Genomic DNA, 25,722 nt, shown 5'->3' with positions numbered 1-25,722 from the left:
TTCATCCTATAATTAAACCAACAGTTAACAATGAAAAAAAATCAAACTCTCAGAACTTTTTTTCGAAAATGCACTTGGATCCTTTTATTCATATTAGGGGCTTCTGTATACTCGAAAAACATTTACGTTTCTAAGAATGGAAACGACACAAATCCAGGAACGCAATCACAACCCTATAAGACAATAGGAAAAGCCTCTGCAGTAGCACAACCAGGAGATATTATTTTTATCGGTGGAGGAACTTATGAAGAAATTATCAAACCTGCGCGTTCAGGTCAACCGGGGCAACCTATAACGTATACTTCAAAACAAGGAGAAAAAGTAATCATTAGTGCTATGCAGGCATTAAGCGGCTGGCAAAAGGATAACGGGGCAATCTACAAGGTAAAAGTAGATTGGAATTTAGGTCAGGAAAATTTTGTAATGAATGGAAGTACTGCTATGGATCTGGCTAGATGGCCCAATAATTCTGATGGAAAGCCTTTTACACTGAACTCTCTCAGAAATGCAGGTGGTAGTGGTAGCAATGTAGTAAATAATGCCTATTTAACATCATCCCAAATTCCTAATATCAATTGGACCGGTGGATCGGTTTTCTTTTATGGGGATAAACCAGGATCAGGGTGGATCGCTTGGAAAGCATTTATAACTAGTAGCTCTTCGGGAAGAGTTAATTTTAATTTGGATAAAAACCCAAATTGGATACGTACTTTCCATGCCCCTGCTGATAAAGGAGATTTTTACCTAGAAGGAGTTAAAGGAGCATTGGATTATCAAAACGAATGGTGGTTTAATAGCCAAACCAAAGAATTATTTGTACAAATGCCTGGTGGAGTAGCGCCTAGTAATGGATCCGTACAAATGAGGAAAAGAAAAACAGGGATTGATCTTAATGGAAGAAGTTATATCGAAATTCGAAACCTTGCCGTTTTTGGTGGAGCTATTTTGTTAAAAACAAATTCTAATAATAATAAGTTATATGGTGTTTCTTCATTTTATGGGAATCATACTCAAGGAGTTTTTAAAGGCTTTAATGCTGGTAAACCTAGTATCGAAGTAAATGGTACTAATAATGTTATTGAAAAATGCGAAATAGCTTTTAGTGCTGCAACGGGAGTGCGTTTAGGAGGTAGATTCAATGTCTTAAAAAACAATTATATTCATGATTTTAATTATTTAGGATCATATGATGCTCCCTTAGTAGCCAGAGGAGGAAATGATAATAAGATTATTGGAAATACAATTTTTAATGGAGGGAGAGATGGTATTAATTTTAATGGAAATCGTTGTGAGGTTGCTTATAATGATGTTTACAGAAGTAATTTAATCGCAGATGATTGTGCAACTTTTTATACTGTAGGAGGACCGCAGAATACGGAGATACATCACAATTGGTTTCACGATAGTGCTTCAAGAGGTTCTAAGAGAAAAGCCGCTGGTATTTATCTGGATAATGACGCTGAAGCTTTTTCAGTTCACCATAATGTGGTGTGGAATGTAGAATGGACGGGAGTTCAAATCAACTGGAATGGTAAGGATATTGATATATTCAATAATACCTTAGTAAAAACAGAAGGTGGGGCAATGGGGGCTTGGCATAAAGAAGGTACAGCTTTTTCAAATGTGAAAGTATGGAATAACATTGCCGATGTTAGAACAGAAGATGATCCTTCTACGCAGGAAGATGAAGGTACTTTCGAAAGAGATGCAGACAAACAAAATAATGTAATTACTCAGTCAGGGTATACTAATTATAACGGAAATAATTTTACACTTACATCTAGTTCTCCGGCTGTAAATGCTGGTAGAACAATCTCTGGTATAACTGACGGTTTTGTTGGTTCAGCACCAGATGCTGGGGCGTATGAATTCGGAGGTGAAAATTGGGTTCCTGGAATTAACTGGAATTCAGATTTAGGTCCTACAGGTAATGGTTGTTATGGACTTCCTGGAGAATCGTGTAGTGTTAATAATATTGAAGATCTTGTAGAGTTTATTAATCCATCTACTCTGATTCAACCTCAATTGTCATATGATTTTCAGATAAAGTACAGCGCAAAAGTTAAAAGAGAAATTGTAATAGAGTTCTGGTCTTCTACAAGTTGGTTAGGACAAAAGGAAATAGAGGTCGAAGCTGGTGAAGGAACTGTGGATATAACTCTCGATTTACCAACTGCACCTGCTCCAGGAACTGACTATGTTTATAAATTACATATTAGACCAATAAACACTACTTGGGAGAATGCAATTGATAGAGATCAAGTGAACAATGTGACCGTTCAAAATGAGGTATTTGAAGATAAAGTTAGTTTTAAGGATGTTCCAACTACAATTACTCAGGCTAATTTATATAGCGTAGATGTAAATTATGAGGCCTCTACAAATAGAGAGGTTATAGTAGAGTTTTGGTCATCTACTAATTGGATAGCTCAGCAAAAAGAGATTGTTTCTAAAGGAACTGGCGTGAAAACAATTACAGTAAACCTTCCTAATTTACCACAACCTGGATCAGGTTATGTTTATAAAACTCATATTCGCCCTTTAAGCACTTCATGGCAAGATGCAATTGATCGTGATCAAATAAATAATGTAACAGTGACTGCCGCATTTGCCCAATTAATAGTAAACGGTTCATACTATATAGAATCTACGCAATCTAACCAACGATTATTATCGAGAGCGGCGGATCAGCACAGTGCCGTTATGAGTAATCCGTATCCATATAATGATCAGGCATGGGTTTTTGATCATAAAGGGGATAACGTATATACCATTAGGAATTCAGGAACTAATAGGTTTTTAGAAGTCCCTTATGCTCGTTGTGCTAATGGAGAAAATGTTGCCACTTGGACGGACGCTAATGACAACCATAAAAAATGGAAAGTAGTTCAGAACGGAAATGGTGTATTTGGATTAAAGCCAATGCATTGCAGTACAAGTGCCTTAGATAGGGCTGGAGGTTCTATAAATGCCAATGTTCAAATCTGGGATTTTAATACTGTTAATGCTAATCAAAAATGGAAAATAGTATCACTGAATAATAGAGAAAATCCAATCGAAGAAAAAGGTAAAGCTTTGTCAGTATATCCAAACCCTTCAAGAGAAGAAATAACAGTTCAAGGAGCTGAAACTAATGATATTGTAATCATTTATGATCTCATGGGTAAAATTATTAAGAAAACTAAATTGACTACTAATAATGAACCACTGATCATTTCCGATATGACAGCTGGACTTTATATTTTATCAGTATTCGGTAAAGATAAAATACAGTTTATTAAGGATTAAGACTAAGTCAAATCATTTTAGGTGTAAGAAACGATTGAACACTTCACATTTATAAATCTTTTCTTATGTCATCACTCTAAAAATATACACATATGGATAAATAGTTAAAAAAAAGTTAAAAACCAATGTTTTCTAGTAGGGCGTCGTCTGTTTTTTTTGATAAAATAAAAGAAGCAATTATAGTTAATGGATCAATATTAAATCGAATTCTAAATGTTTTTTAACGAATTCTATTTTTTAAAGGTCGCTTAATAGTTTTACAGAAAACAACAAACAAATGAGATCTTAAATTCGAGAATTTTTAAATTATTTAATACGTGTTAAAACTTGTTAACTAATTGATTATTTGTTTTTTAGAGTAGAATTAAACACAATAAAAAACGTTCTTTGAATACTTACACAAACGAATAAATATCTTAAAACCAAATACACACAAAAGACAATTTTAAATCATGAAACTAACTAAACTCAACGTTTTACTAACATTCTTATTTCTTGGGTTTTTGCTACAAGCGCAAACACCAGAAGGAGAATTAAAAAGATGGCACAAGGTTACTTTAACCTTTAACGGTCCTAACACATCAGAGACTGCGAACCCAAATCCATTTTCAGATTATTTATTAGAAGTAACGTTTACTCACCCAGCAAGTAATAGAAGCTATAAAGTTCCAGGTTATTTTGCTGCCTGTGGAGATGCAGAAAATACTAGTTGTGATTCCGGAAATAAATGGAGAGCACACTTTGCACCAGATCAAACCGGAACATGGAATTGGTCGGTATCATTTAAATCTGGATCTAATGTTGCCATTAATGGTGGCGGATCCAATGCCGGGTTTATGAATGGGGATACTGGATCTTTTAATATTGCCGAATCAAATAAATCTGGTAGAGATTTTAGGAGTAAAGATCTAGGTAGATTAAAGTATGTTGGAGAACATTATTTACAACATGTAGGTACAAATCCAACGAACCCTAATGGGAACTGGTTTGTGAAAGCGGGTGCTGATGCTCCAGAAAATACATTGGCTTATGAAGATTTCGATAATACTCCAAATAGAGGAAACAGAAGAAAAAATTGGAATCCTCATCAACAAGATTATGCTGCCAGTGATGCAAGTAATTACACTTGGGATGGAGGAAAAGGAACTGAATTATTAGGAGTAGTTAAGTATTTGTCAGATAAAGGAGTGAATGCTTTTTCATTTTTGACATTGAGTCTACACGGTGATGACGAGAATGTGTTTCCTCATTTATTGAAAGTTCCTATTTCTACTTATAATGGTTATAATGATGGACAACAATGGAATCAGGGTGTTCATAAGGATAGATTCGATGTTTCAAAATTAGCCCAGTGGGAAAAAATATTTGAATATGCTGATAAGAAAGGAATGTATCTTCATTTTAAAACAATGGAAACCGAAAATGATAATATCATGGATAATAATAATTTCGGTAGACAGCGTAAATTATATTATCGAGAGTTAATAGCTCGTTTCGGACATCATTTAGCCCTTAACTGGAATCTTACTGAAGAAACAACGATACCAGACAATGTGGTAAAAAGTACTGCTAGTTATATAAAACAACAAGATCCTTACGATCATAACATCGTAATACACACATATCCAGGACAGCAGGATCAGCGATATAATCCTTTGTTAGGAAATAATTCAGAGCTTACAGGAGCTTCTATACAAACGGATAAAAGTAAAGTACATAATGATATTAAGCGTTGGTTAGAAAAATCTAAGAATGCAGGTAAGAAATGGGTAGTAGCTAATGATGAACAAGGAAATGCTCAAATAGGAGTTGATCAAGATGGTAAAGACGATAAACTTGTTCGTCATCAAGTTTTATGGGGTACATTAATGGCTGGTGGAGCTGGCGTAGAATACTACTATGGGTACAGTACAGGTCAAACGGATTTAACAGCACAGAATCATAGATCCAGAGATGGTAAATATTCTGATGCATCCAGAGCGTTGCTATTTTTTAATAGCTATCTGCAAGATAATTTGACAACTATGGTTTCTTCCGATGGAGTAACATCTGATAATAATGATTATGTTTTAGCAAAAGCCGGAGAAGTATACGCGATTTATAGACCAAATGGAGGTTCTACAGGACTTAGTTTACCTTCTGGAAACGGAGAATATAATGTACAGTGGTATAATCCACGTGGAGGTAATGGTTTAACCAATGCGGTTACACTAGGTGGAAATCTAGTTGCTCCTGATAATAATGATTGGGTTGCATTAATCAAGAAAAAAGATGGTGGCGGCACTGATCCTGATCAGTGTGTGGCTTTAGAGCAAAATGGAATCGTAGCAGTAGAAGCAGAACATTTTGATAGCCAATCTAAAACAAATGATAGAGAGTGGTATGTTTTGGATGGTAATAACAATTCAACTCCAAGTCCAGATCCGGATCCAGATCATTCTTCTGGTGCGAGTAGTGGAGGATATTTAGAAATCTTACCAGATACTAGAGTTACACACGACGATCCTCTAGTTAACGGAGTTAGTTTTTCTAATACTCCAGGACAGGTAGCAATCATTAATTATAAAGTGAAATTTACGACTCCAGGAAAATACTTTGTATGGGTACGAGCACATTCTACTGGATCAGAGGATAATGGAGTCCATGTAGGTATCGATGGAAATTGGCCAGCATCAGGAGCTAGAATGCAGTGGTGTGCAGGTAAAAACGAATGGACCTGGGAGAGTAAGCAACGTACTAATGCCAATCATTGTGGAGAAGCAGAAAAAATATACATAGACGTACCTTCTGCAGGGGTTCATACGATTTCTTTCTCGATGAGAGAAGATGGATTCGAGATGGATAAATTCGTGTTATCTAAAAGTTATACAAAACCAACAGGAAATGGTCCTGCTGAGGTTTTAGTAGATTGTGGAGATGAAAATAAGCCTCCTCAAGTTTCAATGACTTCTCCATCAAATGGAGCAAGTTTTGAGATAGGACAAACCATTCCTTTAAGTGCTAACGCATCGGATGCTGATGGAACCATTACTAAAGTTGAATTTTTCGTCAATAATAATCTAGTGGCGACGGAACAAACCGCACCGTATGAAACTTCTACAACAATAGCTAATCTAGGAAATTATACTATAGTAGCTAAAGCAACAGATAATGATGGCGCTGTAACCACATCTCAATCTGTAAATATAACTGTTGAAGATGATTCAGTTCCTCCAACAGATGTTATTGATATTCCAGGATCTTTTGAAGCTGAAGCTTTTGAATTGAAATCTGGTAGTGTTCGTATAGAAAATACTCCGGGAACAACTTCTGATAAGAACTTAGGATTTATCAAAAACGGAGATTTTGTCAACTATACTGTAAATGTCGATGCTACTAGTGAGTACACCCTAGATGTTTATGCTTCAAGTAAAGGAGTAGGTGGAAAAGTAGATATTATCGAATCTGGATCTGTTGTTGGTTCTATAGATATTCCGGTGACAGGACAATGGCATAGTTATAAAAAGTATAGTACTACTGTTTCTTTAACATCAGGAGAGAAAACATTGAGATTATCGTTTGCGGGAGGATCTGGATACTTGTATAACATTGACAAGGTTGTAGCAACAAAGATTCAACCAGTAGAACAAACCATTGCTTTATCGCCAATTCATGATGCATTTTTACAAGGGTCAACTCGAAATAACTCTGATATGATTCGAGTAGAATTGAATAAGCGTACTGGATATTTGATGTTTGATCTTTCCTCAATTAATGGAACTGTTACAAAAGCTGATCTTAAATTCACAGTGTATTCTGATCCAGGAAATGGTAATATAACCATCAATAAAGGTAACAGTAACAACTGGACGGAGAATAATTTATCCAATTCGAATAAACCAGGAAAAGGAACTCAATTAGGAAGTTTAAATGCTAATTTCCAAATAGGAAATACCAAAACAATACCATTGAAAACAGCTCAGATTACAGGGAATAAACTTTCTCTTATAATAGATGCGCTTTCAGGGAATGATTTTGCATTTGCATCCAAAGAAAATGGATCGGTAGCGAAGCCTACATTGATAATTACGTATACTACTAATAGAGAAGGTGTTGATAATTCTGATGAAATCACTCTTTATCCAAATCCTGTAGTGGATATGATTAATTTTTCTGGAAATACTGCTGGTAAAACTGTCAAAATATTTAATACTGTAGGAGTTCTTGTTAAGCAAGTAATTCTGGAAGAAGGTCAAAATACTATTAATATGAGCGATTTATCATCAGGATATTATATCGTTAATATTTTAGAAGCTGGTAAAACGAATAAAACGCTTTCATCGAAGAAAGTATTGAAACGTTAGAAAAACCCTTTAATTATTATCGAATCAAAGATAAAATTTAAAGGATAAAAGAATAAACGATTGATATTATAGATCGTTTGTCATCTGCTTTAGAGATAATAGCACAATTCTAATTGATGTAATAATTGATTTCTAGGATTGTGTTATTATTCCTTATTGTAGATATATAAAACTCTTTAGATTTTATTTGAATTGATAAAACAAATATGTTTTTAATCATGAAAAATAATACAAATCTATTAGTGACCTTGTTGTTATGTTTTGTAACGATAAGTGCTTTTGCACAACCAACTCCTCCTACTGGAAAAAAGTGGGAAAAAATAGATGTGATGTCTGATGAATTTAATGGATCCTCTCTTAACGACTCCAAATGGGCAATAAATAGCCCTCAATGGGAAGGTAGACGACCTGCTAGATTTGAAACATCTTCCGTATCTGTTTCAAGTGGAAATCTCAAAATTTCAGCTTCTAAAAAAACGAATCCCTTTAATGGATGGACACATAATGGGGGTCTTGTTAGATCTAAAACCCGAAATACATATGGATATTATGAGACACGTATGAAAGGTAATAAAACTTTTATGTCTTCTACTTTTTGGCTAATCAATAAACGTAATGAAGGCAATGGTTGTGATGTTAGAACCACAGAATTGGATATTACGGAGACAGTAGGTGTTAATTCTAATGGAGCTAATTGGGTGAATAATATGATCACAAATATGAACTCTAATACGCATAGTAGAAATACAAATTGTAATAGTACACCAGTTGGTATAAAAGGAAACAAAGCTCCACTTGGAGAAGAATCCTGGAAGAATTATCATAATTATGGGGTGTGGTGGAAAAGTAAAAGTGAAATTTTATTCTATTTGGATGGTAGATTTGTTGGACAAGTTAAACCAGCGGCAGACTTTAATCTTCCTATGTACTTGCGCATGGTAGTAGAAACATATGATTGGAATCCACCAAAAGACGGGCAAGATGGAATGAATAACTCTCTTAATAATCGTACTACATATTATGATTGGGTTCGCTCATACAGGTTAGTTGATGATAACAACCCTAATAATCCACCATCCGTAGAGCTTACTTCTCCTGGGAATAGTGCTAGTTTTGAAGTTGGTCAAATAATTCCCTTAAGTGCTAATGCATCGGATGGAGATGGAACGATAGCTAAAGTTGAATTTTTTATTAATAATAACCTAGTGGCAACGGAGCAAACCACGCCGTATGAAACTTCAACAACAATTAGTAATGTCGGTAATTATACAATAACGGCTAAAGCTACTGATAATGATGGAGCAGTAACTACATCTCAATCTGTAAACATTATTGTTAAAGGTGATTCAGTTCCTCCAATTGATATTATCAAAATCCCAGGATCATTTGAAGCAGAAGATTTCGAGTCAAAATCAGGTAGTGTTCGTATCGAAAATACTCCCGGGACAAACTCTGGCAAGAATCTGGGATATATTAAAAATGGTAATTTTACCAATTACATTGTAAATGTTGATACGACTAGTGAGTACACGTTAGATGTTTATGCTTCTAGTCAAGGAGTTGGAGGTAAAGTGGATATTCTAGAATCAGGATCTGTTGTAGGTTCTATAAATGTTCCGGTTACAGGACAATGGCATAGTTATAAGAAATATTCTACCACTGTTTCTTTAACTTCAGGAGAAAAAACATTGAGACTATCCTTTAAAGGAGGCGCTGGATATTTATACAATGTTGATAAGGTTATAGCAACAAAAATTCAACCTGTAGAACAAACAGTTAGTTTGTCCCCAATACATGATGCATTTTTACAAGGGTCTACTAGATATAATTCTGATATGCTTCGTATTGAACAAAACAAACGTACAGGATATTTGATGTTTGATCTTTCTTCAATTAATGGAACTGTTACAAAAGCTGATCTTAAATTCACAGTGTATTCTGATGCTGGAAATGGTAATATTACAATCCATAAAGGAAATAGCAATAATTGGACAGAGACTAATATATCGAACTCTAATAAACCTAGCAAAGGAGCTCAATTAGGAACGTTAAATGCTAATTTTCCAATTGGTAGTACTAAAACGATACCATTAAAAACAACTTCAATCTCTGGTGGTAAACTTTCGTTAATTATTAATGCACTTTCGGGTAATGATTTTGCATTTGCATCTAAAGAAAATGGATCAGTAGCTAAGCCTACATTGGTAATCTCCTACACCACAAACAGGAGTGATAATGATGTGAATAATATAGATGCTATTAAGTTGTATCCTAATCCAATGGTTAATACAATTAGTTTTTCTGGGAATGATATAACAGGTAAAACTATTAAAGTATATAATGTGACAGGAGTATTGATGAAAGAAGTTATCCTAAGAGATGGTCAAAACACTATAGACATAAGTAATTTGTCATCAGGATATTATATCATTAATGTTTTGGAAACAGGAAAAACAAATAAAATAATTATTTCTAAAAAAGTAATTAAACAATAATTCAACCACAAACTCAACTGTGGGAAAGGGCTGTCTGAATAGGGCAGCCTTTTCTTTTTCCATTAAAGTTGCGTTAATCATTGGATATTTCAAAATGTAATCTCCTTATATTTGATAGCTCTAAAAACAAATAATGCTACAACAATACACAAAAGAGTTTAGCTATAATCTAAAGTTGGCAGCACCAGTAATGCTCGGTATGCTTGGACATACTTTTGTGGGATTAATTGATAATATTATGGTAGGGCAGTTAGGTACTGCAGAATTAGCAGCAGTATCTTTGGGGAATAGTTTTATGTTTATAGCCATGTCACTGGGTATTGGATTCTCTACCGCAATTACACCACTTGTAGCAGAAGCAGATGGAGAGAATAATTTCAGTAACGGAAAATCAGCATTCAAACATGGATTATTTTTATGTACTACTTTAGGAATCCTTTTATTCTTTGGAGTACTAGTAGCCAAACCGCTTATGTACTTAATGAGACAACCAGCTGAGGTTGTAGAATTAGCAATTCCATACCTGGATTTAGTTGCAGTTTCATTAGTTCCTTTAATAATTTTTCAAGCTTTTAAACAGTTCTCAGATGGATTATCGATGACAAGATATCCAATGTATGCAACCCTAATTGCCAATATTGTAAATGTAATTTTGAATTACCTGTTGATTTTTGGGAAATTTGGCTTCCCAGAAATGGGTATTGTTGGAGCGGCAGTAGGAACACTTATATCTAGATTGGTTATGGTGATCTTTCTGTGGGTTTTTCTTAAAAAGAAGGAAAAGTCAAAAGCATATGTAACCAATATCAAATTCTTTATGCTTCAAAGCAGTATGCTAAAAAAAATAGTAACATTAGGTTTTCCTTCTGCGTTACAGATGTTTTTTGAAGTTGCTATTTTTACTTCAGCTATTTGGATTTCAGGAATTTTGGGTAAAAACCCACAAGCTGCTAATCAAATAGCATTGAATTTGTCCGCAATGACTTTTATGGTTGCCATAGGGTTAAGTGTGGCGGCAATGGTACGAGTTGGTAATCAAAAAGGATTACAGCATTATAAAGAATTAAGAAGAATAGCCTTTTCTATCTTTTTACTAACATTTTTTATTGAAATAATATTCGCTTTATGTTTTATTATTTTCAATAATGTACTACCAGAAATTTATCTGGATGTAAATGATACAGAAAATTTTGCGGATAATACAGAGGTAATAGGCATTGCTGCTAAACTTTTAATTATTGCTGCGTTATTTCAGATATCCGATGGTATCCAAGTGGCTGTTCTTGGTGCATTAAGAGGGTTGCAAGATGTAAAAATCCCTACTATAATTACTTTTTTTGCATATTGGATTGTAGGGTTTCCTATTAGTTATTATTTAGGTTTGTATACGGAATATAAAAGTTCAGGGATATGGATAGGGCTACTAGCAGGGTTAACAACATCAGCAATATTACTATATTTCAGATTTAATTATTTAAGTAAAAATTTAGTGCTAAAAAAAGAGAATACGTAACCATTTTTATAATCTTTTTTAATAGTTACAATATAGAGGGTTTTACTCCGTTTCTTTTTTTGGACTAGTTTTTGTTAGTTGTCAAAGTATATTTCATATTAAGAAATATTTAACTATATTTCGAATGTAACTAAAACCGAAAAGAAAAGAGATGAATAGCCCAAAATCTAACCTTTACCTTTTGCTTATTGTAATTTTTGTTATTTGCTTTAATGACAATGTTCAGGCGCAGAATTTAATCCCTAACCCAAGTTTTGAAAACACAAATGCAGCAGTTAAAAAATTGAAGCATGAGATGCAGAATTTTGGTGTTATGGCCAATTGGAAAGCATTGACAAATTCCCCTGATGCACATCATCCAGGAGTGAGTGAAGTGAAGTTTGATCATAAAGCACCGGGTTTTTTAAAACAGTTTGGTCCTCAAGAACCAAGAACAGGTGAATCAAAAGTAGGACTATACGTAACAAGTAACAACACAAAAGAATCTATAGTAGCAAAATTAACAAGTCCCCTAAAAGCTGGGAAATACTATTACTTCCATATGTATGTATCGCTAGGAGAAGGAAGAGTAAGTAATTCGTGTACTTCTTCAATAGGGTCGTATTTCACGGCAAGGGTTCCAAGATTTACTGAAACATCAAAGTATAAATTACATATAGAATCATCAGAGATGATTTGTGATACCAAAACCTGGACTAAAGTCTGTGGTGTATATAGAGCCAAAGGAACAGAGAAGTATGTGTCATTAGGTTATTTCTCAGACAACCCTAATGGAAAATCATTAAGAGGCGGATCTTTTAACGATGCGTATTACTATATAGATGATGTAGAATTAAGAGAAATGCAAGATGTGCAAGGTGTGGATGTAGATAATATTTGTGATATGGCTTTAGACTTTTCTGATGTCGAATATTTGATAGGTGAGAGTGAAGTGTATGAAGAAATAAAAACAGCTTTGGATTCATATTTACAATATCTTAAAGTATTCAAATTTGATAGTATTAAAATAGTTGGACATGCAAATGATTCTGAAATTGAATTTGAAAATGAAATTCTTTCATCTGCAAGAGCCGGTTTTGTTAAAGAATATTTGATCGAGAATGGAATTGATGAGACCTTAATCGAGCATATTGGAATTAGTAATACAGAGCCCAAAGAAGGTGATGGGATTGATAATACAGAGTTAGGTTCTAACGCTAGAGTACAAATTATTATAGAATAAAGATTTAGAAAATAATAGATAAGTTAAAGAGGTAAATTTTTAATCAAAAATTTACCTCTTGTTGTTTTTGTTACTTTGATTGTAAACTTCGTAGCTTTGTTACTTATAATTTTTTAGCATATGAGTTTTCCAAAATTCTTATTAGGAGATAATACAGATTATCCAAACGCCATCTTTGTTATCCATACAGAGTTTCCCAGATTTGTCATTAATTTAGAAAATGATGAAGTAGAATGGATGGAAGAGTTTGATAAAAGTGATGAAAAAGAATTAGAAAGCGAAGCTGAAAATTTATTTCAGGCAGCAAATGATTTTTATGATCGTGAGATAGAACGTTACGATGAATAAATATCATTTTTTTTAATAAAATCATTGATTATTAACGCTTTATGGAAGAACTTATACAATTAGATAAAGACCTGTTTTTATATCTTAATAATTTAGGATCACCATTTTGGGATGGATTTTGGTTATTCATGACCGAAAAACTATATCAGATTCCATTATATGTCTTGCTTTTGTATTTTTTCTATAAATATTTCGGAATCAAAGGAACCATTATGACTTTGGTTATTGTGGCAGCGTTAATAGCTGCATCAGACCAGTTATCTAACTTGTTTAAAAATGTATTGTTTATGAGACCAAGACCTTGTAGAGCAGAAGGTGTTGGAGAGTTTACAAGATTTATTGCGGAAAGATGTGGACGACATGGATACTTTTCCGCGCATGCGGCAAGCTCGATGGCACTAGCATTTTTTACAGGTTTAGCTTTGCAAAAAAGATTGAAATATATCTTTCCATTTATGGTAATATGGTCTATTGTGGTTAGTTATAGCAGAATTTATGTGGGTGTGCACTATCCTGGAGATATCATTACTGGAATGGCTATCGGAATTCTTTTAGGAGTTGGAGCATATAAGTTATTGATGCTTTTGATTAAAAGATATGGATAATATTTTCTGATTTTTTAGGATAAGATCAATTGGCATAAAACTTGATTCAATCAAATTCATCATCAGCTAATAATTATCTTATGAATAAAGTATACGCTTCTTTTCTATTTTTATTATTCTCTTTTTTAGTATCCGCTCAGGAAATTCCTGTATTGAAAGTATCCGATAAACCAATTGGATTGTCTTCTTTGGATATACATGTTGATGTTATAGGTAATATAGCAACTACAACCTATGATATGCTTTTTTATAATCCTACGAATACTGTATTAGAAGGAGAACTTTCATTTCCTTTAGGAGAAGGACACGATGTTTCTCGTTTTGCATTAGATGTTAATGGTAAACTTAGAGAAGCTGTGGTTGTAGAAAAAGAGTTAGGTAGAATTGCTTTTGAAGCAGTAGTAAGAAGAGGAGTTGATCCAGCGTTATTAGAAAAAGGAACAGGAAACACATATAAAGCACGCATTTATCCAATACCCGCTAATGGATATAAAAGAATTGTATTAGCATATGAACAAGAGTTAGTATATACGGATGCCGCACATTATTATAATCTACCACTAGGTTTCAAAAATAAACTAGATCATTTCTCACTAAAAATGGTTGTTTTTGATCAAAAAAGTAAACCCATAATTGAGAAAGGGCAGCTATCAGGACTTGAGTTTTCTAATTGGGAAAGACATTACAGTACTACCATAACTAAAAAGAACTACATACCTAATAAAAACCTATTAATAAAAATACCCGTGCCATTAGATACGGAGAAAGTAATTACTTCAGAGAATTATTTTTATGTATATAAAACGGTGCAACCAGAAAATAGGTTGAGAGAAAAAGCTAATAGGATTACTATATATTGGGATGCTTCTTTATCTATGAAAGACAGAGACCTTCAAAAAGAAATAGATTTTCTGAATGCTTATTTTTTAGATATCCGAAATATAGATGTAGATTTTATAGCTTTTAGTAATCTTATAGTATCAGAAGAAACTTTTAGAATAAAAGATGGTGATTGGAAATCTTTAAAAAACAAAATAGAGACTTTATCCTATGATGGTGGAACCTCGTATGATTCTCTGTTTGGAACAAAACAAACCTCTGATGCTGTTTTCTTGTTCTCTGATGGTATTACAAGTTTAAGCGAATATTCAATAGAGAGTAATCTTCCTGTATTTATAGTAAATAACATCGTCAAGGCAAATCATTCAGTATTAAAAAATAGCGCAGAAATAACAAATGGCGCTTATATTAATCTGAAAACAAAATCAATAGTTGATGCAATGGCTGTTATTAAATATGAACCATTTAAGTTTTTAGGATATGAATCCAAAACAAAAAAAGGAGAAATATATCCTAATGTACCAGTAAGCTTATCACATGATTTTTCGATGTCAGGAAAAGATTTTACAAAAGGCGAAACCTTGTTGTTAAATTTTGGATATGGTAATGAAATAACAAAAAGTGTAAGAATAAAAATAGACGCCAGTCCAACAAAAAGTGTTGATGTAAATAGAATCTGGGCTCAGAAGAAATTAAATCATTTACAGAGAGATGTAAAAGAAAATAAGGAACAAATTACTGCTTTAGGAAAAAAGTATAGCCTAGTAACGGATTATACTTCGTTAATAGTTTTAGAAGATATACAAGATTACATAACATACCAGATAACGCCCCCAACAGAACTATTAGAAGAATACAATCGGATTCTAGCATCAAAAGATGATGAAAAAAGAAGGCTGGTAAGAACACCAACAGAAGTTAGAGATGATGTTGTGGAAGAAATTCTATTTGAACAAAATTTTGAAGTAATACAAGAAGAGAAAATAGTAGAAGAACCTTTACTACAATCGGTTCGTAATGACGTAGAAGAAATAGTAGAAATAGAAGAAATAGCCGATGTTGAAGAAGATGAAGAGTTATCATCAATACCTTTTTCTGTAATAGAACAAGTGCCAGTTTTTCCTGGTTGTGAACAAAATAATACTAATGAAGACAGAAAGAAATGTTTTTCTGATAGTGTGAAAAATTTAATTAATAGATCATTTAATTCTGAGATAGCTAATAATCTTAATTTGTTACCAGGAATCAAAAGAATATATGCAAGGTTTATGATTAATAGAGAAGGTGATGTTGTTAATATAGAAGTAAGAGCACCACATAATAAACTGGCAGAAGAAGCAATCAGAGTATTAAAGTTATTACCTAAGATGACACCGGGAAAACAAAGAAACAGAGCTGTTGATGTGAGTTATGTATTGCCTATTGTTTTTAGTGTTAAGGATAATGGTACGACATCAGATATATATACGGAAGAAGATACGGTGATTTTAAGAGCGAATACAGTACCACCTAGTAATAATGTTTCATCTTCAAGAGCAAATGTCACTACTTCCTCGTTTAAAAAATATACAGGAGATCTTACAATAAAGGACAGAAAAGTAATACTTGATTATTTAGAGGTTTTAAGAAAAATAAAAAATAAAGAAGAGGCATATAAAATGTATCTGGAACAACGAGAGCAATATATTAAGATACCAGCATATTTTGTGGATGTTTCTAATCATTTTAGAGAAAGATATGATGAAGAGATATACGCATCCAGAATACTATCCAATATACCAGAAACAGATTTTGACAATTATGAATTATTAAAAGTGTATGGATATCAGTTACAAGCGAATCATTATAATAAGCAGGCGGTATTTATTTTTAAACGAATATTAGAATTGAGACCAGAAGATTCTCAATCCTATAGAGATCTGGCACTAGCATATGAAAATGAAGGAAAATGTCAGGAAGCACTGAATTTGTTAAACAGTATTGTAACTGGTGAGATCTATGAAAACTCTAAGAGACGTGTATTTAAGGGAATCGAAAATATTGCAAAAAATGAAATGAGAACTCTTATTCATAAACATAAAGATGATATAGATCTTAGCAAAATAGATAAAGAATTATTATCTCCTGTTGCGTATGATATTCGGGTAACCACAGATTGGAATCATAATGATACAGATATTGATTTACATATAATAGACCCAAATTTAGAAGAGTGTTATTACAGTCATAACAAAACAAGCATCGGAGGTCATATTTCCCAAGATATGACGGAGGGATTTGGCCCTGAAGAATTTACTTTAAAAGAAGCCATCAAAGGAACATATTTTATTAAAATCAAATATTATGGAGATCGATATCAAAAAGTAGAAAATCCAACTTTTATGAAAGTTACCATATTCAAAAAATATGGATCAAAAGAAGAAATAAAAGAAACCAAAATTATTAGATTAACTAAGAAAGATAATGAAGAGGTGATTGCCAAAATTGTATTTTAGATTCCGGTGATTATTGATTTAATAATCTATTCTCTACTTTTTTTCTTTTTGCTAATAAAGGTCTTTTCTAAAGATTTATTCCGGCATATATTTTAGATACAAAAAAAACATTTAATTAAGACTAAAAAAAATAACATCTGTTTAGCTGTTTATTTAAGTTGAATTTTTGAATTATAAAAAAACAACATGTAACTTAAGGTTGATAATTATCTCTTTTACTACTGTTTAACTATTTTTATAGTCTTTTTCTTTTCTAATAAAAGATAATATATACCATTACTATAAGATGACAAGTCTATTTCTTTGTCAGAACCTTGATCCAACGTTTTTCCAGAACTGTTTACCACCTTCCATTTATTAGCATTTTCTGTGAGATGTATAATGCTTGATGTAGGATTGGGATATAACATGATTGCTTCAGTAACATCGAATTCTGGTATAGAAAGTTCTTGATTGCATTCTTCAGGAGTAGAGAATTGAAGTCCAGTATCGAAATCTTCGTTTAGATTTAATATGATGTTTTCAAAAACTAACTCTTCTCCTAGAATTGAAGTTACTCGCAGATTCATTGGTGATGGAATTCCAGAAGTTTCTATAAAAAAGTTAAATAGTTCTCTGTTTGTGTTTTTCCAAGTGTTGTCGGGTAATTGGTATTCCATTGTAGAGATTGCGTGGTTGATCTCTCTAAATTGGATAGCTGTCCAGAATTCACTAGAACCTTCTTTAAAATTAATTTTAATAGTTTCACTCGTAGGTGTTGTTTCGCAGGGCACAAACCTCCATGATATTGGAACTCTGCCGTCAATAACATCAGCAATCATAGAAAAGGCTTCCAAGGTCATATCTACATCACCAGAAGCACACTCTGGACAACGATCTACTACCTTGAGAATAACACTTCCTTTTGCTCCAGTTACTTCGATACAAGCTCCACAAGCATTGCTGCCATCATAATCAAAATTGTTTAAAGCGCAATGTATATAATCTCCTGCTGCTACAGGTAAAGAACAATTACCAAAAGTACCTCCTGCTACACCATCATAAAAAGTCCCTTCACCATTATGTAAGCTGTTATTACACTCTTGAGCAGCGGTTTTTATAACGGAAATAACTAATAAAAAACAGAAAATGTAGATGTGTGATTTCATTTTTGTTTGGATTTCATTACTAGTATAATTAAGAATAATTTAGACAATATATTCTTAGCTCATTTTTAAGTTTTACTTCTTTTTAAACTTCTTCTTTTTCTTCTTTTTACTAAAAAGTCTCTTCAGGAAATTATCGCGTTTTTCTGGTTTACAGTCTAGATCATCAAGTACTTTATCAGAGACTTTCTCAAAATTACTTTTAGTAATAGGATCAAAGACAGTATCTTCATTCATTTTTTGATAAAGTTTGCCGAAAATAGGTAGCGCAGAATTGGCACCTTGTCCTAGAGCGGTTGTTTTAAACCCAATAGCATAATTATCATTTCCAACCCAAGTTATTGTAACAAGTTTTGGTGTGATGCCTACAAACCAACCATCTTTGTTATCTTGAGTAGTGCCAGTTTTTCCTGCGATTTCATTTTTAAGTCCATAAGTAGTCCTTAATCTAGTAGCTGTACCCTTATTGACGGTAGATTTCATCATTTCTAACATCACTTGTCTTGTATAATCACTAAAAGCAGCTTCTTCTGATATTTCTGGCTCAAACGAAGCAATGAGATTACCGTTTTTATCTTCTATTTTTGTAATATAAAATGGTTGTACTCCTTTAGAATTATTAACGTAACTAGCGTACGCACCTGCAAGTTCTTTGATTTTAATTCCTGCGGTTCCTAATGCTATGGATGGTTGTTCAGGAAGCTCTTCCGTGATTCCCATTTTTTTTATCTGATCAAGTACTTTGGTAACACCTACTTCGCCTATTACTTTTACTGCAATCGTATTTACAGAATTACTTAAAGCCATTTCCAAGTTGTAATTTAGATATGGATCTTTTTCTTCAGATCCGTTTTTTGGTGTCCAATCCTTCAGATTAGTATAAGTAACTTCTTTTAGAGGAAAATAAGTGCAGGGTTTCATACCATTTTCTATAGCTGTAGTATATACAAATGGCTTGAAAGTAGAACCTACTTGCCTTTTACTTTGTGATACGTGATCATATTTAAAATATCTATAATCAATACCTCCCAAGTATGCTTTGACTTTACCATTAGATGGATCAATAGCGATCATTCCAGCATTTAGGAATTTTAGATAATGTTGTAGACTATCCCTAATAGAAACTTTTTTAGTAATATTTTCTCCCCATTCAAAAAGTTCCATTTCTCTTTTGATCGATAAAGAATCTGTAATCTGCTTTTGATTAAGACCTTGTTCTTGATATTTCTGGTAAATAGGTAATCTTTTTAGCGTATTATCAAGAAGACTAGAGTTTTCTTTCCATGGTGCTTTTTCACCATATTCTTTTTCATATTCTTTTTGTAAATCTTGAAGATGTTCTTTCATCACTTCTTGTGCCAGTGATTGCATTTTATAATCTAAGGTCGTGTGAATTATCAATCCATCTTTATAAATATCATATGAACTACTATCTGCTTTTTTATGTTTTTTCAGAATTTCATAGAGTTCTTTTTTTACTTCCTCTCTAAAGTAGGGAGCTAATCCAAGATCATGATTAAAATGCTGATAGTCCAGTGTTATGTTTTGATTCATTACTCTATTAGCAATATTCTGAGTAATGGATTTATGTTTTACCATTTGTAATAAAACGACATCTCGTCTTAGTTGGCTGCGTTCTGGAAAAAGCCTTGGATTATAACTATGATTTGCCTTCAAACTACCAATCAATGTGCTAGCTTCAGACAATGTAAGTTCTTTAGTAGGTTTATTGAAGAATTTTTGAGAAGCGCTTTCAATTCCATAGGTGTTACCTGGAAATGGAACCGTATTGAAGTATTGAGTAAGAATTTCTTCTTTAGTATATATTTCCTCAATACGTTTGGCTATAATAGATTCTTTAAGTTTATTGACTATGATGCTAAGAGCCCCATAATCTTTTCTGCCAAAAATATTTTTAACTAACTGCAAGGTAATTGTGCTGCCTCCGCCAGAAGATTTATTGCTAAGTAAGATTGTTTTAAAAAAGACTCTAAGTAAACTAACATTATCTACTCCATCATGCTCATAAAAACGTATGTCTTCTGTAGCAATTAAGCCATCAATCAAATGCTTAGGAAGATCATCATAAGTTATGGGTTGTCTATCATAGACAAAATATTTACCAATTAAGCGTCCATCTTTATCTAAAACCTGAGTTGCTTCAGCTTGTTTTAAGGAACTCAATTTATCTTTAGTAGGAATATCTCCCCATAAACCAAAATAGATACTTCCATAAAAAATAATAAAGACTAAAAACAATCCCCCTAAAGCAATCAAGGGCCACTTAACCCATCTTTTTTTTAATATTCTAAGCATCATCATAATATATGACTACTCATAACGTGAAAAATCATGTATTATTTGTAATAAATGCTTTCTTTTAGAAGTAAAGGGTTTCATTTTAGCCGTTAAAATTTTGAGGATAATACTTGCTTTTTTTAAACTTATTTCTCAGAATTTCATTTTTTTTAGTTTAAATTGTAGTGTGAATAATAACACATAATATCTGAAGAGAATTTGTTTGAAGTGTATTAAAAAAACTTCAAAATGTATTGTAGAAAGTATTGTAATGTATAATACTACTCGTAAAGTAAATAACTAATCCTCCATACGATGAAAAGAGTAATTGTTGACTACAAAAAATTGAATAAAGATATTTTGAATCTTTTAGTAGAAAAATTTCCCGATGGCTATTCGGACCGGGATATTATTTATTTTAAAAATCACCACAATGATACCATTGAAGCTGTTGAGGTGAAAACTAATGATACTATTTATTTAGTTAAGATTAGTGAACGTCTTGCTGGTGTAATGCAAGATTATGAAGATACTACGTTGGATACAGATATTCCCAGTGCTGTTACTAAAGAGCAAATTGGTGGAGAACTAAGTTTTGATAACTGATACGGTTTGGTGATTTTTAAGTTAGTAGTAATAAGATTTTGTCTCATCTGATTTTATATTAAAAACCAATATGAGTAGTGTTTTTTTGTTTACTATTTTGGTTAATGAAATTAAAACTACATATTTACATCTTTAAATTTCTAGCCATCCAAGAAAGATTGTGTTTAATTAATTTTATTTAGAATATCTTATGGTTGTTGCAGAAAATAACCAGACTACATGAAATACGCCTATTTTTATCTATTCACCTTGCTTATTGGTGTGCAAGTTAATGGACAAGTATCTGATCAGGAAAATAAAGATTTTTTTTTTATAACTCCTGAGATTTTAATTGGTAAGACAATGGAAGCGAATACGTTTTTTCCGAAAACCAATTTGCAAAAAGGGTTTTTTCTAAATTTTGGAAAGACTAATAATTCTGATGAAAAAGAATGGATGTATCGATTGGGGAACCCTAAAACTGGTATCTCTATTGGTGTTACAGATTTTGGAAATAGAGAAAATGTTGGGTTTGCATATACTTTAATGCCATTTGTTGAGTTTGGTTTACTCAAAAAAAAATCACACCGATTTAATCTTCATATTGCGTTTGGAGCTTCATATTTGGACACACAATTTGATCCGGATACTAATCCTTTTAATAAGGCCATTACTACAAAAATAAATTGGTCATACAGGTCATTCTTATATTATGATTTTAAGAGAAGTAATAAAATCAATTGGCGTTTAGGAGTTGGATATCTGCATCATTCTAATGGACATACCAGATTGCCTAATCAAGGGCTTAATTCATTTTTACTGAGTGTTTCATCAGAGATCAATGCCAAACCCATAGTCTATGAAGCAGATGATTTCTCTCAGAAAACAGAAAGAAAACGTACATCTCAGATGTATTTTTCTATACGTGGTGGAATTGGACAAAATGTCCTTTCAGAAGTATTTAATGAAAAGAAGGAAGTATATTCTGGTGCTTTTTCAGTAGGAAAAATTATTAATAAAACGTTCAAGTATGGAGGAGGTTTTTATTATCGTTTTTATGAGCATTATTATGATTACATAAAAAATGATGGTGAGCTTGTGGTAGAACAATTTCCTTTTTTTAGAGATAATCCAGTACGATATGCTTCTAATTATGGGATTTTTGGAACAGCAGAACTATTTTTAGGACATATAGGAATGGAATTTGAAATAGGTTTGAATATATCTAAACCATTTTATAAAATTGATTGGCAATTAAGTCAAGGTGAAACATACAATGATGTATATGTTCCGGCAGAGTTAGATTGGTACTATGAAATAAAAAGAACAATTTCGAGTAGAATGGGACTAAAGCTTTATCTCATTAATACTAATAAAGCTCCTAAAAATAATTTATTCATTTCGGCACATATCAATGCTAATCTAGGTCAAGCAGATTTTTCTGAATTGAGCTTAGGCTATGTGCATCGATTTGATATTTAACCCGAATTATGCATTGGAACTTCGTTATGAAACTTTAAAGGATAATAAACACGGGCCTTTTTCTTAATTTCAGTATAGCAGTTTACCCTGGGCTGGGTCGAAGAGCTATGGTTAAATTAAAAAATGAAGCAAAGCGTAAGTGTTTGAAATGATCTAAAGCTGGAATAGATTTTCTAATGCATAATGCAGGCTTAAGCTATTCTCTATTAAGTTCTAATAAAAGCTGAATATTCTAAAATATACTGATCGTTTTGTTTTGAAAAAAATAGTTATATTCACCACTTGTTTTTATTTTTTTGAATAGTATTCAGATGATAAAGAATAGCAATCGTAAAACAAAGAGAAATAATCAATTTTTTAAGAGTTTCTTTTTAAACTGTTAATTTAAATTATGTTATTGTTTTTGATTTACTACAACTTAGAATATACTCAATTAAACTCAACAATAAAAAACTATGAAATTTAAAATTACCTTTTGGACTTTTTTGTTATTCTGCAGTGTAGGGATATATGCCCAGAATGTTCAAACGTCCATCGCTAAATTATATCAACAAACTGATGCCGTGATTACTCTAGATGAAAATTCTGGATTAGTAAAATTTGTAAAGTTTTCGACTGGGAAAACTATGAAATCAAAAGGAGGAACAATTGAACAAAAGGCTTTTAACTTCTTGGAGGATTATAAGTCGATTTACGGTATTGAATCTATTAAAAGATCATTAGTTTTAGAGGAAACTAAAAATGATAATCATGGATTGGAACATGTTATTTTAAAACAAATGTATAACGATGTTCCTGTATATGGAGGAGAATTAAGATTTCATTTTAATTCAAACAAAAATATTACTTCCATAAATGGAAAAGTGATTCCTCAAATTAAATTAAATACAATTCCTGCATTGAGTGAAGCTGAAGTGAATATTATTGCTTTAGCGACAATAGAAAATCAAGGGATAAATAATTCAGGTGAAACATTGAAAGTTATTAAAAACAAACTTTATGTTTTTCAAAAAGGAATAACTAGGGGACTTAATGGACCATTATATTTAGCATATGAAATAGAAGTAAGAAATGATAATGATGTGAGAGAATATGTTTTTGTAAATGCGCATACTGGTGAAGTTATCGAGCAGATAACTGGAATGGCACATGCTCTTGATAGAGCATTGTATGAAGGAAATACTTCGAATTTAGTATGGCAGGAAGGTGATGCATTTCCTGGGAGTTTAGATCAATGGCAGCAAACAGAATTAGAAGCAGCCAGTCATACGTATAACTTTTTCAAAAATGCTTTTGGATATCTTTCTTACGATGGGCAAGATGCACAAATGGTAACTATTAATAATAATCCGAACATAAATTGTCCTAATGCAAATTGGAATGGTGTATCGGCTAATTATTGCACGGGTACTGCTTCTGATGATGTAGTAGCGCACGAATGGGGCCATGCGTATACTGAATATACTAGTAATTTGATATATGCTTTTGAATCTGGAGCGATAAACGAATCTTTCTCCGATATTTGGGGTGAAACTATTGATTTGTTAAATAATTATGAAGACTCGGATGAAAATTTGTCTCTACGAACAGGTACAAGTTGTATAAGTTCTGATCGATGGTTAATGGGTGAAGATGCTTCTGCTTTTGGTGGTGCTATTAGAGATATGTGGAATCCAAATTGTAAGGGAGATCCAGCAAAAGTAAATGATTTAAATTACCTATGTGGTGATGCAGATAATGGTGGGGTACATATTAATTCTGGTATACCTAATCACTTATATGCCCTATTAGTAGATGGAGGAACGTTTAATGGACAAACGATAAATGCAATAGGTTTAACAAAAGCAGCGCATATTTTCTGGAGAGCTCAGAGTAATTATCTTACTTTAATTAGTGATTTTTCGGATTTAACAAACGCGTTAGAAGCATCTGCAGAAGATCTTATTGGAATAAATTTAGAAGGACTATCTACAACTGATTCTCCTGCCGGACTTTCTTCTGAGATTATCACTTCAGATGATTTAGTACAATTGGAAAATGGATTATTAGCTGTAGAATTGAAATCACCTAATTCCTGTGGATATCAACCAATGCTTTCTAATAGTGTAACGTTATGCAGTAATGCTTCTGCAAATGCAATTTTCTTTGAAGATTGGGAAAATGGAACAAATGGATGGAGCATGGAGCAATTACCTGAAAATGCTTCAACTTGGGAATCCAGAGATTGGGTTTTAGAATCTTCTCTTCCCAATGGGCGTGATGGACAAGGGATATTCGGAATTGATCCTATTAATGGAAACTGTCAGGCAGATTTGCAAAATGGAATCATACGTTTAGAAAGTCCTATTATTAATATTCCAGTTGTATCAGAAGGAGGAATTTTCGAATTATCATTTAACCATTTTGTAGCAACAGAAAGTACTTGGGACGGAGGTAATATAAAATATAGTTTGGATGGGGGTGCATGGACGTTACTACCAGCATCAGCATTTATGCAAAGTCCTTATAATAATACTTTGAAAACAACCGGAGAAGGAAATGATAACCCACTTCAAGGAGAGCCCGCATTTACAGGTGCCGATGAAGGAGCAAATACAGGTAGTTGGGGTACAAGTCAGATTGATTTATCTTCCATTGGGGTGACTAATAGCTCTACTGTTCAACTTAGATTTGAAATGGGAACTGATGGTTGTAATGGACTGTTTGGTTGGTATATAGATGAAGTGATGGTGTATAACTGTTCCCAATCAACGTTGTCAGTAGCTGATAATGAGTTTATATCCAAAAATGTTAGTGTTTATCCAGTCCCTTCAAATGGTATGGTTTATTTGAAAAAACTTACGAATATTGAATTGATAAAAGCTGAAATTTATGATATAAACGGAAGAATTCTAAAAGAAATAAATCTTTCTGATATTACTGTTGAAAAAGAAATAAGCATAACTGATTTAACGAGCGGAATTTATTTTATGTCCGTTACTACACAAAACGTAAGTGGTGTATTTAGAATAGTAAAACAGTAATTGTATTTAAAGAATACTTTTTAATAGTAACTTAAATAAC

Annotated in this window: 13 protein-coding genes; 11 read left to right on the top strand and 2 right to left on the bottom strand. The window is 32.7% G+C overall.

The window, feature by feature from the left end:
• Positions 1-30: 30 nt before the first annotated feature.
• From Q0975_RS14435 to Q0975_RS14400, 8 genes are all read left to right on the top strand, one after another.
• Positions 31-3,288: an RICIN domain-containing protein gene (locus Q0975_RS14435; RefSeq protein WP_299437834.1), complete on the top strand. Its 3,258-nt coding sequence runs from the start codon at positions 31-33 to the stop codon at positions 3,286-3,288.
• A gap of 452 nt (positions 3,289-3,740) precedes the next feature.
• Positions 3,741-7,631, top strand: coding sequence for a carbohydrate-binding protein (locus Q0975_RS14430; RefSeq protein WP_299437832.1), 3,891 nt, complete (start codon positions 3,741-3,743; stop codon positions 7,629-7,631).
• Positions 7,632-7,849: 218 nt separating this feature from the next.
• Positions 7,850-10,126 carry a carbohydrate-binding protein gene (locus Q0975_RS14425; RefSeq protein WP_299437830.1) on the top strand — a complete coding sequence of 759 codons (2,277 nt, stop codon included), beginning with the start codon at positions 7,850-7,852 and terminating at the stop codon, positions 10,124-10,126.
• Positions 10,127-10,256: 130 nt separating this feature from the next.
• A complete protein-coding gene (locus tag Q0975_RS14420; RefSeq protein WP_299438199.1) occupies positions 10,257-11,639 on the top strand; it encodes an MATE family efflux transporter in 1,383 nt (460 codons plus the stop codon).
• Positions 11,640-11,790: 151 nt separating this feature from the next.
• Entirely contained in the window at positions 11,791-12,861 is a 1,071-nt protein-coding gene (locus Q0975_RS14415) for an OmpA family protein (protein ID WP_299437828.1), read from the top strand.
• A 120-nt stretch (positions 12,862-12,981) separates the two neighbouring features.
• Entirely contained in the window at positions 12,982-13,209 is a 228-nt protein-coding gene (locus tag Q0975_RS14410) for a hypothetical protein (protein WP_299437826.1), read from the top strand.
• A gap of 41 nt (positions 13,210-13,250) precedes the next feature.
• Entirely contained in the window at positions 13,251-13,814 is a 564-nt protein-coding gene (locus Q0975_RS14405) for a phosphatase PAP2 family protein (protein WP_299437824.1), read from the top strand.
• Between the two features lie 80 nt (positions 13,815-13,894).
• Entirely contained in the window at positions 13,895-17,149 is a 3,255-nt protein-coding gene (locus tag Q0975_RS14400; RefSeq protein WP_299437822.1) for a VIT domain-containing protein, read from the top strand.
• A 218-nt stretch (positions 17,150-17,367) separates the two neighbouring features.
• On the opposite strand, the gene Q0975_RS14395 is transcribed toward Q0975_RS14400, so the two are convergent.
• Both Q0975_RS14395 and Q0975_RS14390 read right to left on the bottom strand, forming a co-directional pair.
• Positions 17,368-18,297 carry an expansin EXLX1 family cellulose-binding protein gene (locus Q0975_RS14395; protein WP_299437820.1) on the bottom strand — a complete coding sequence of 310 codons (930 nt, stop codon included), beginning with the start codon at positions 18,295-18,297 and terminating at the stop codon, positions 17,368-17,370.
• 72 nt (positions 18,298-18,369) lie between these two features.
• Complete coding sequence (locus Q0975_RS14390) at positions 18,370-20,610, bottom strand: transglycosylase domain-containing protein (RefSeq protein ID WP_299437818.1); 2,241 nt, start codon at positions 20,608-20,610, stop codon at positions 18,370-18,372.
• Between the two features lie 297 nt (positions 20,611-20,907).
• Here Q0975_RS14390 and Q0975_RS14385 point away from each other — a divergent pair, with 297 nt between their 5' ends.
• The 3 genes from Q0975_RS14385 (at position 20,908) to Q0975_RS14375 (ending at position 25,682) form a co-directional block, all read left to right on the top strand.
• A complete protein-coding gene (locus Q0975_RS14385; RefSeq protein ID WP_299437816.1) occupies positions 20,908-21,198 on the top strand; it encodes a hypothetical protein in 291 nt (96 codons plus the stop codon).
• A gap of 219 nt (positions 21,199-21,417) precedes the next feature.
• Positions 21,418-22,659 (top strand): acyloxyacyl hydrolase, encoded by a 1,242-nt coding sequence (locus Q0975_RS14380; RefSeq protein ID WP_299437815.1) that lies wholly within the window; start codon positions 21,418-21,420, stop codon positions 22,657-22,659.
• 455 nt (positions 22,660-23,114) lie between these two features.
• Positions 23,115-25,682 carry a M4 family metallopeptidase gene (locus Q0975_RS14375; RefSeq protein ID WP_299437813.1) on the top strand — a complete coding sequence of 856 codons (2,568 nt, stop codon included), beginning with the start codon at positions 23,115-23,117 and terminating at the stop codon, positions 25,680-25,682.
• The last annotated feature ends 40 nt before the right edge of the window (positions 25,683-25,722 follow it).

This window comes from uncultured Aquimarina sp., from assembly GCF_947500065.1.
In the GTDB taxonomy this organism is placed as follows: Bacteria; Bacteroidota; Bacteroidia; order Flavobacteriales; family Flavobacteriaceae; genus Aquimarina.
This window is presented reverse-complemented; position numbering and strand designations above follow the sequence as displayed.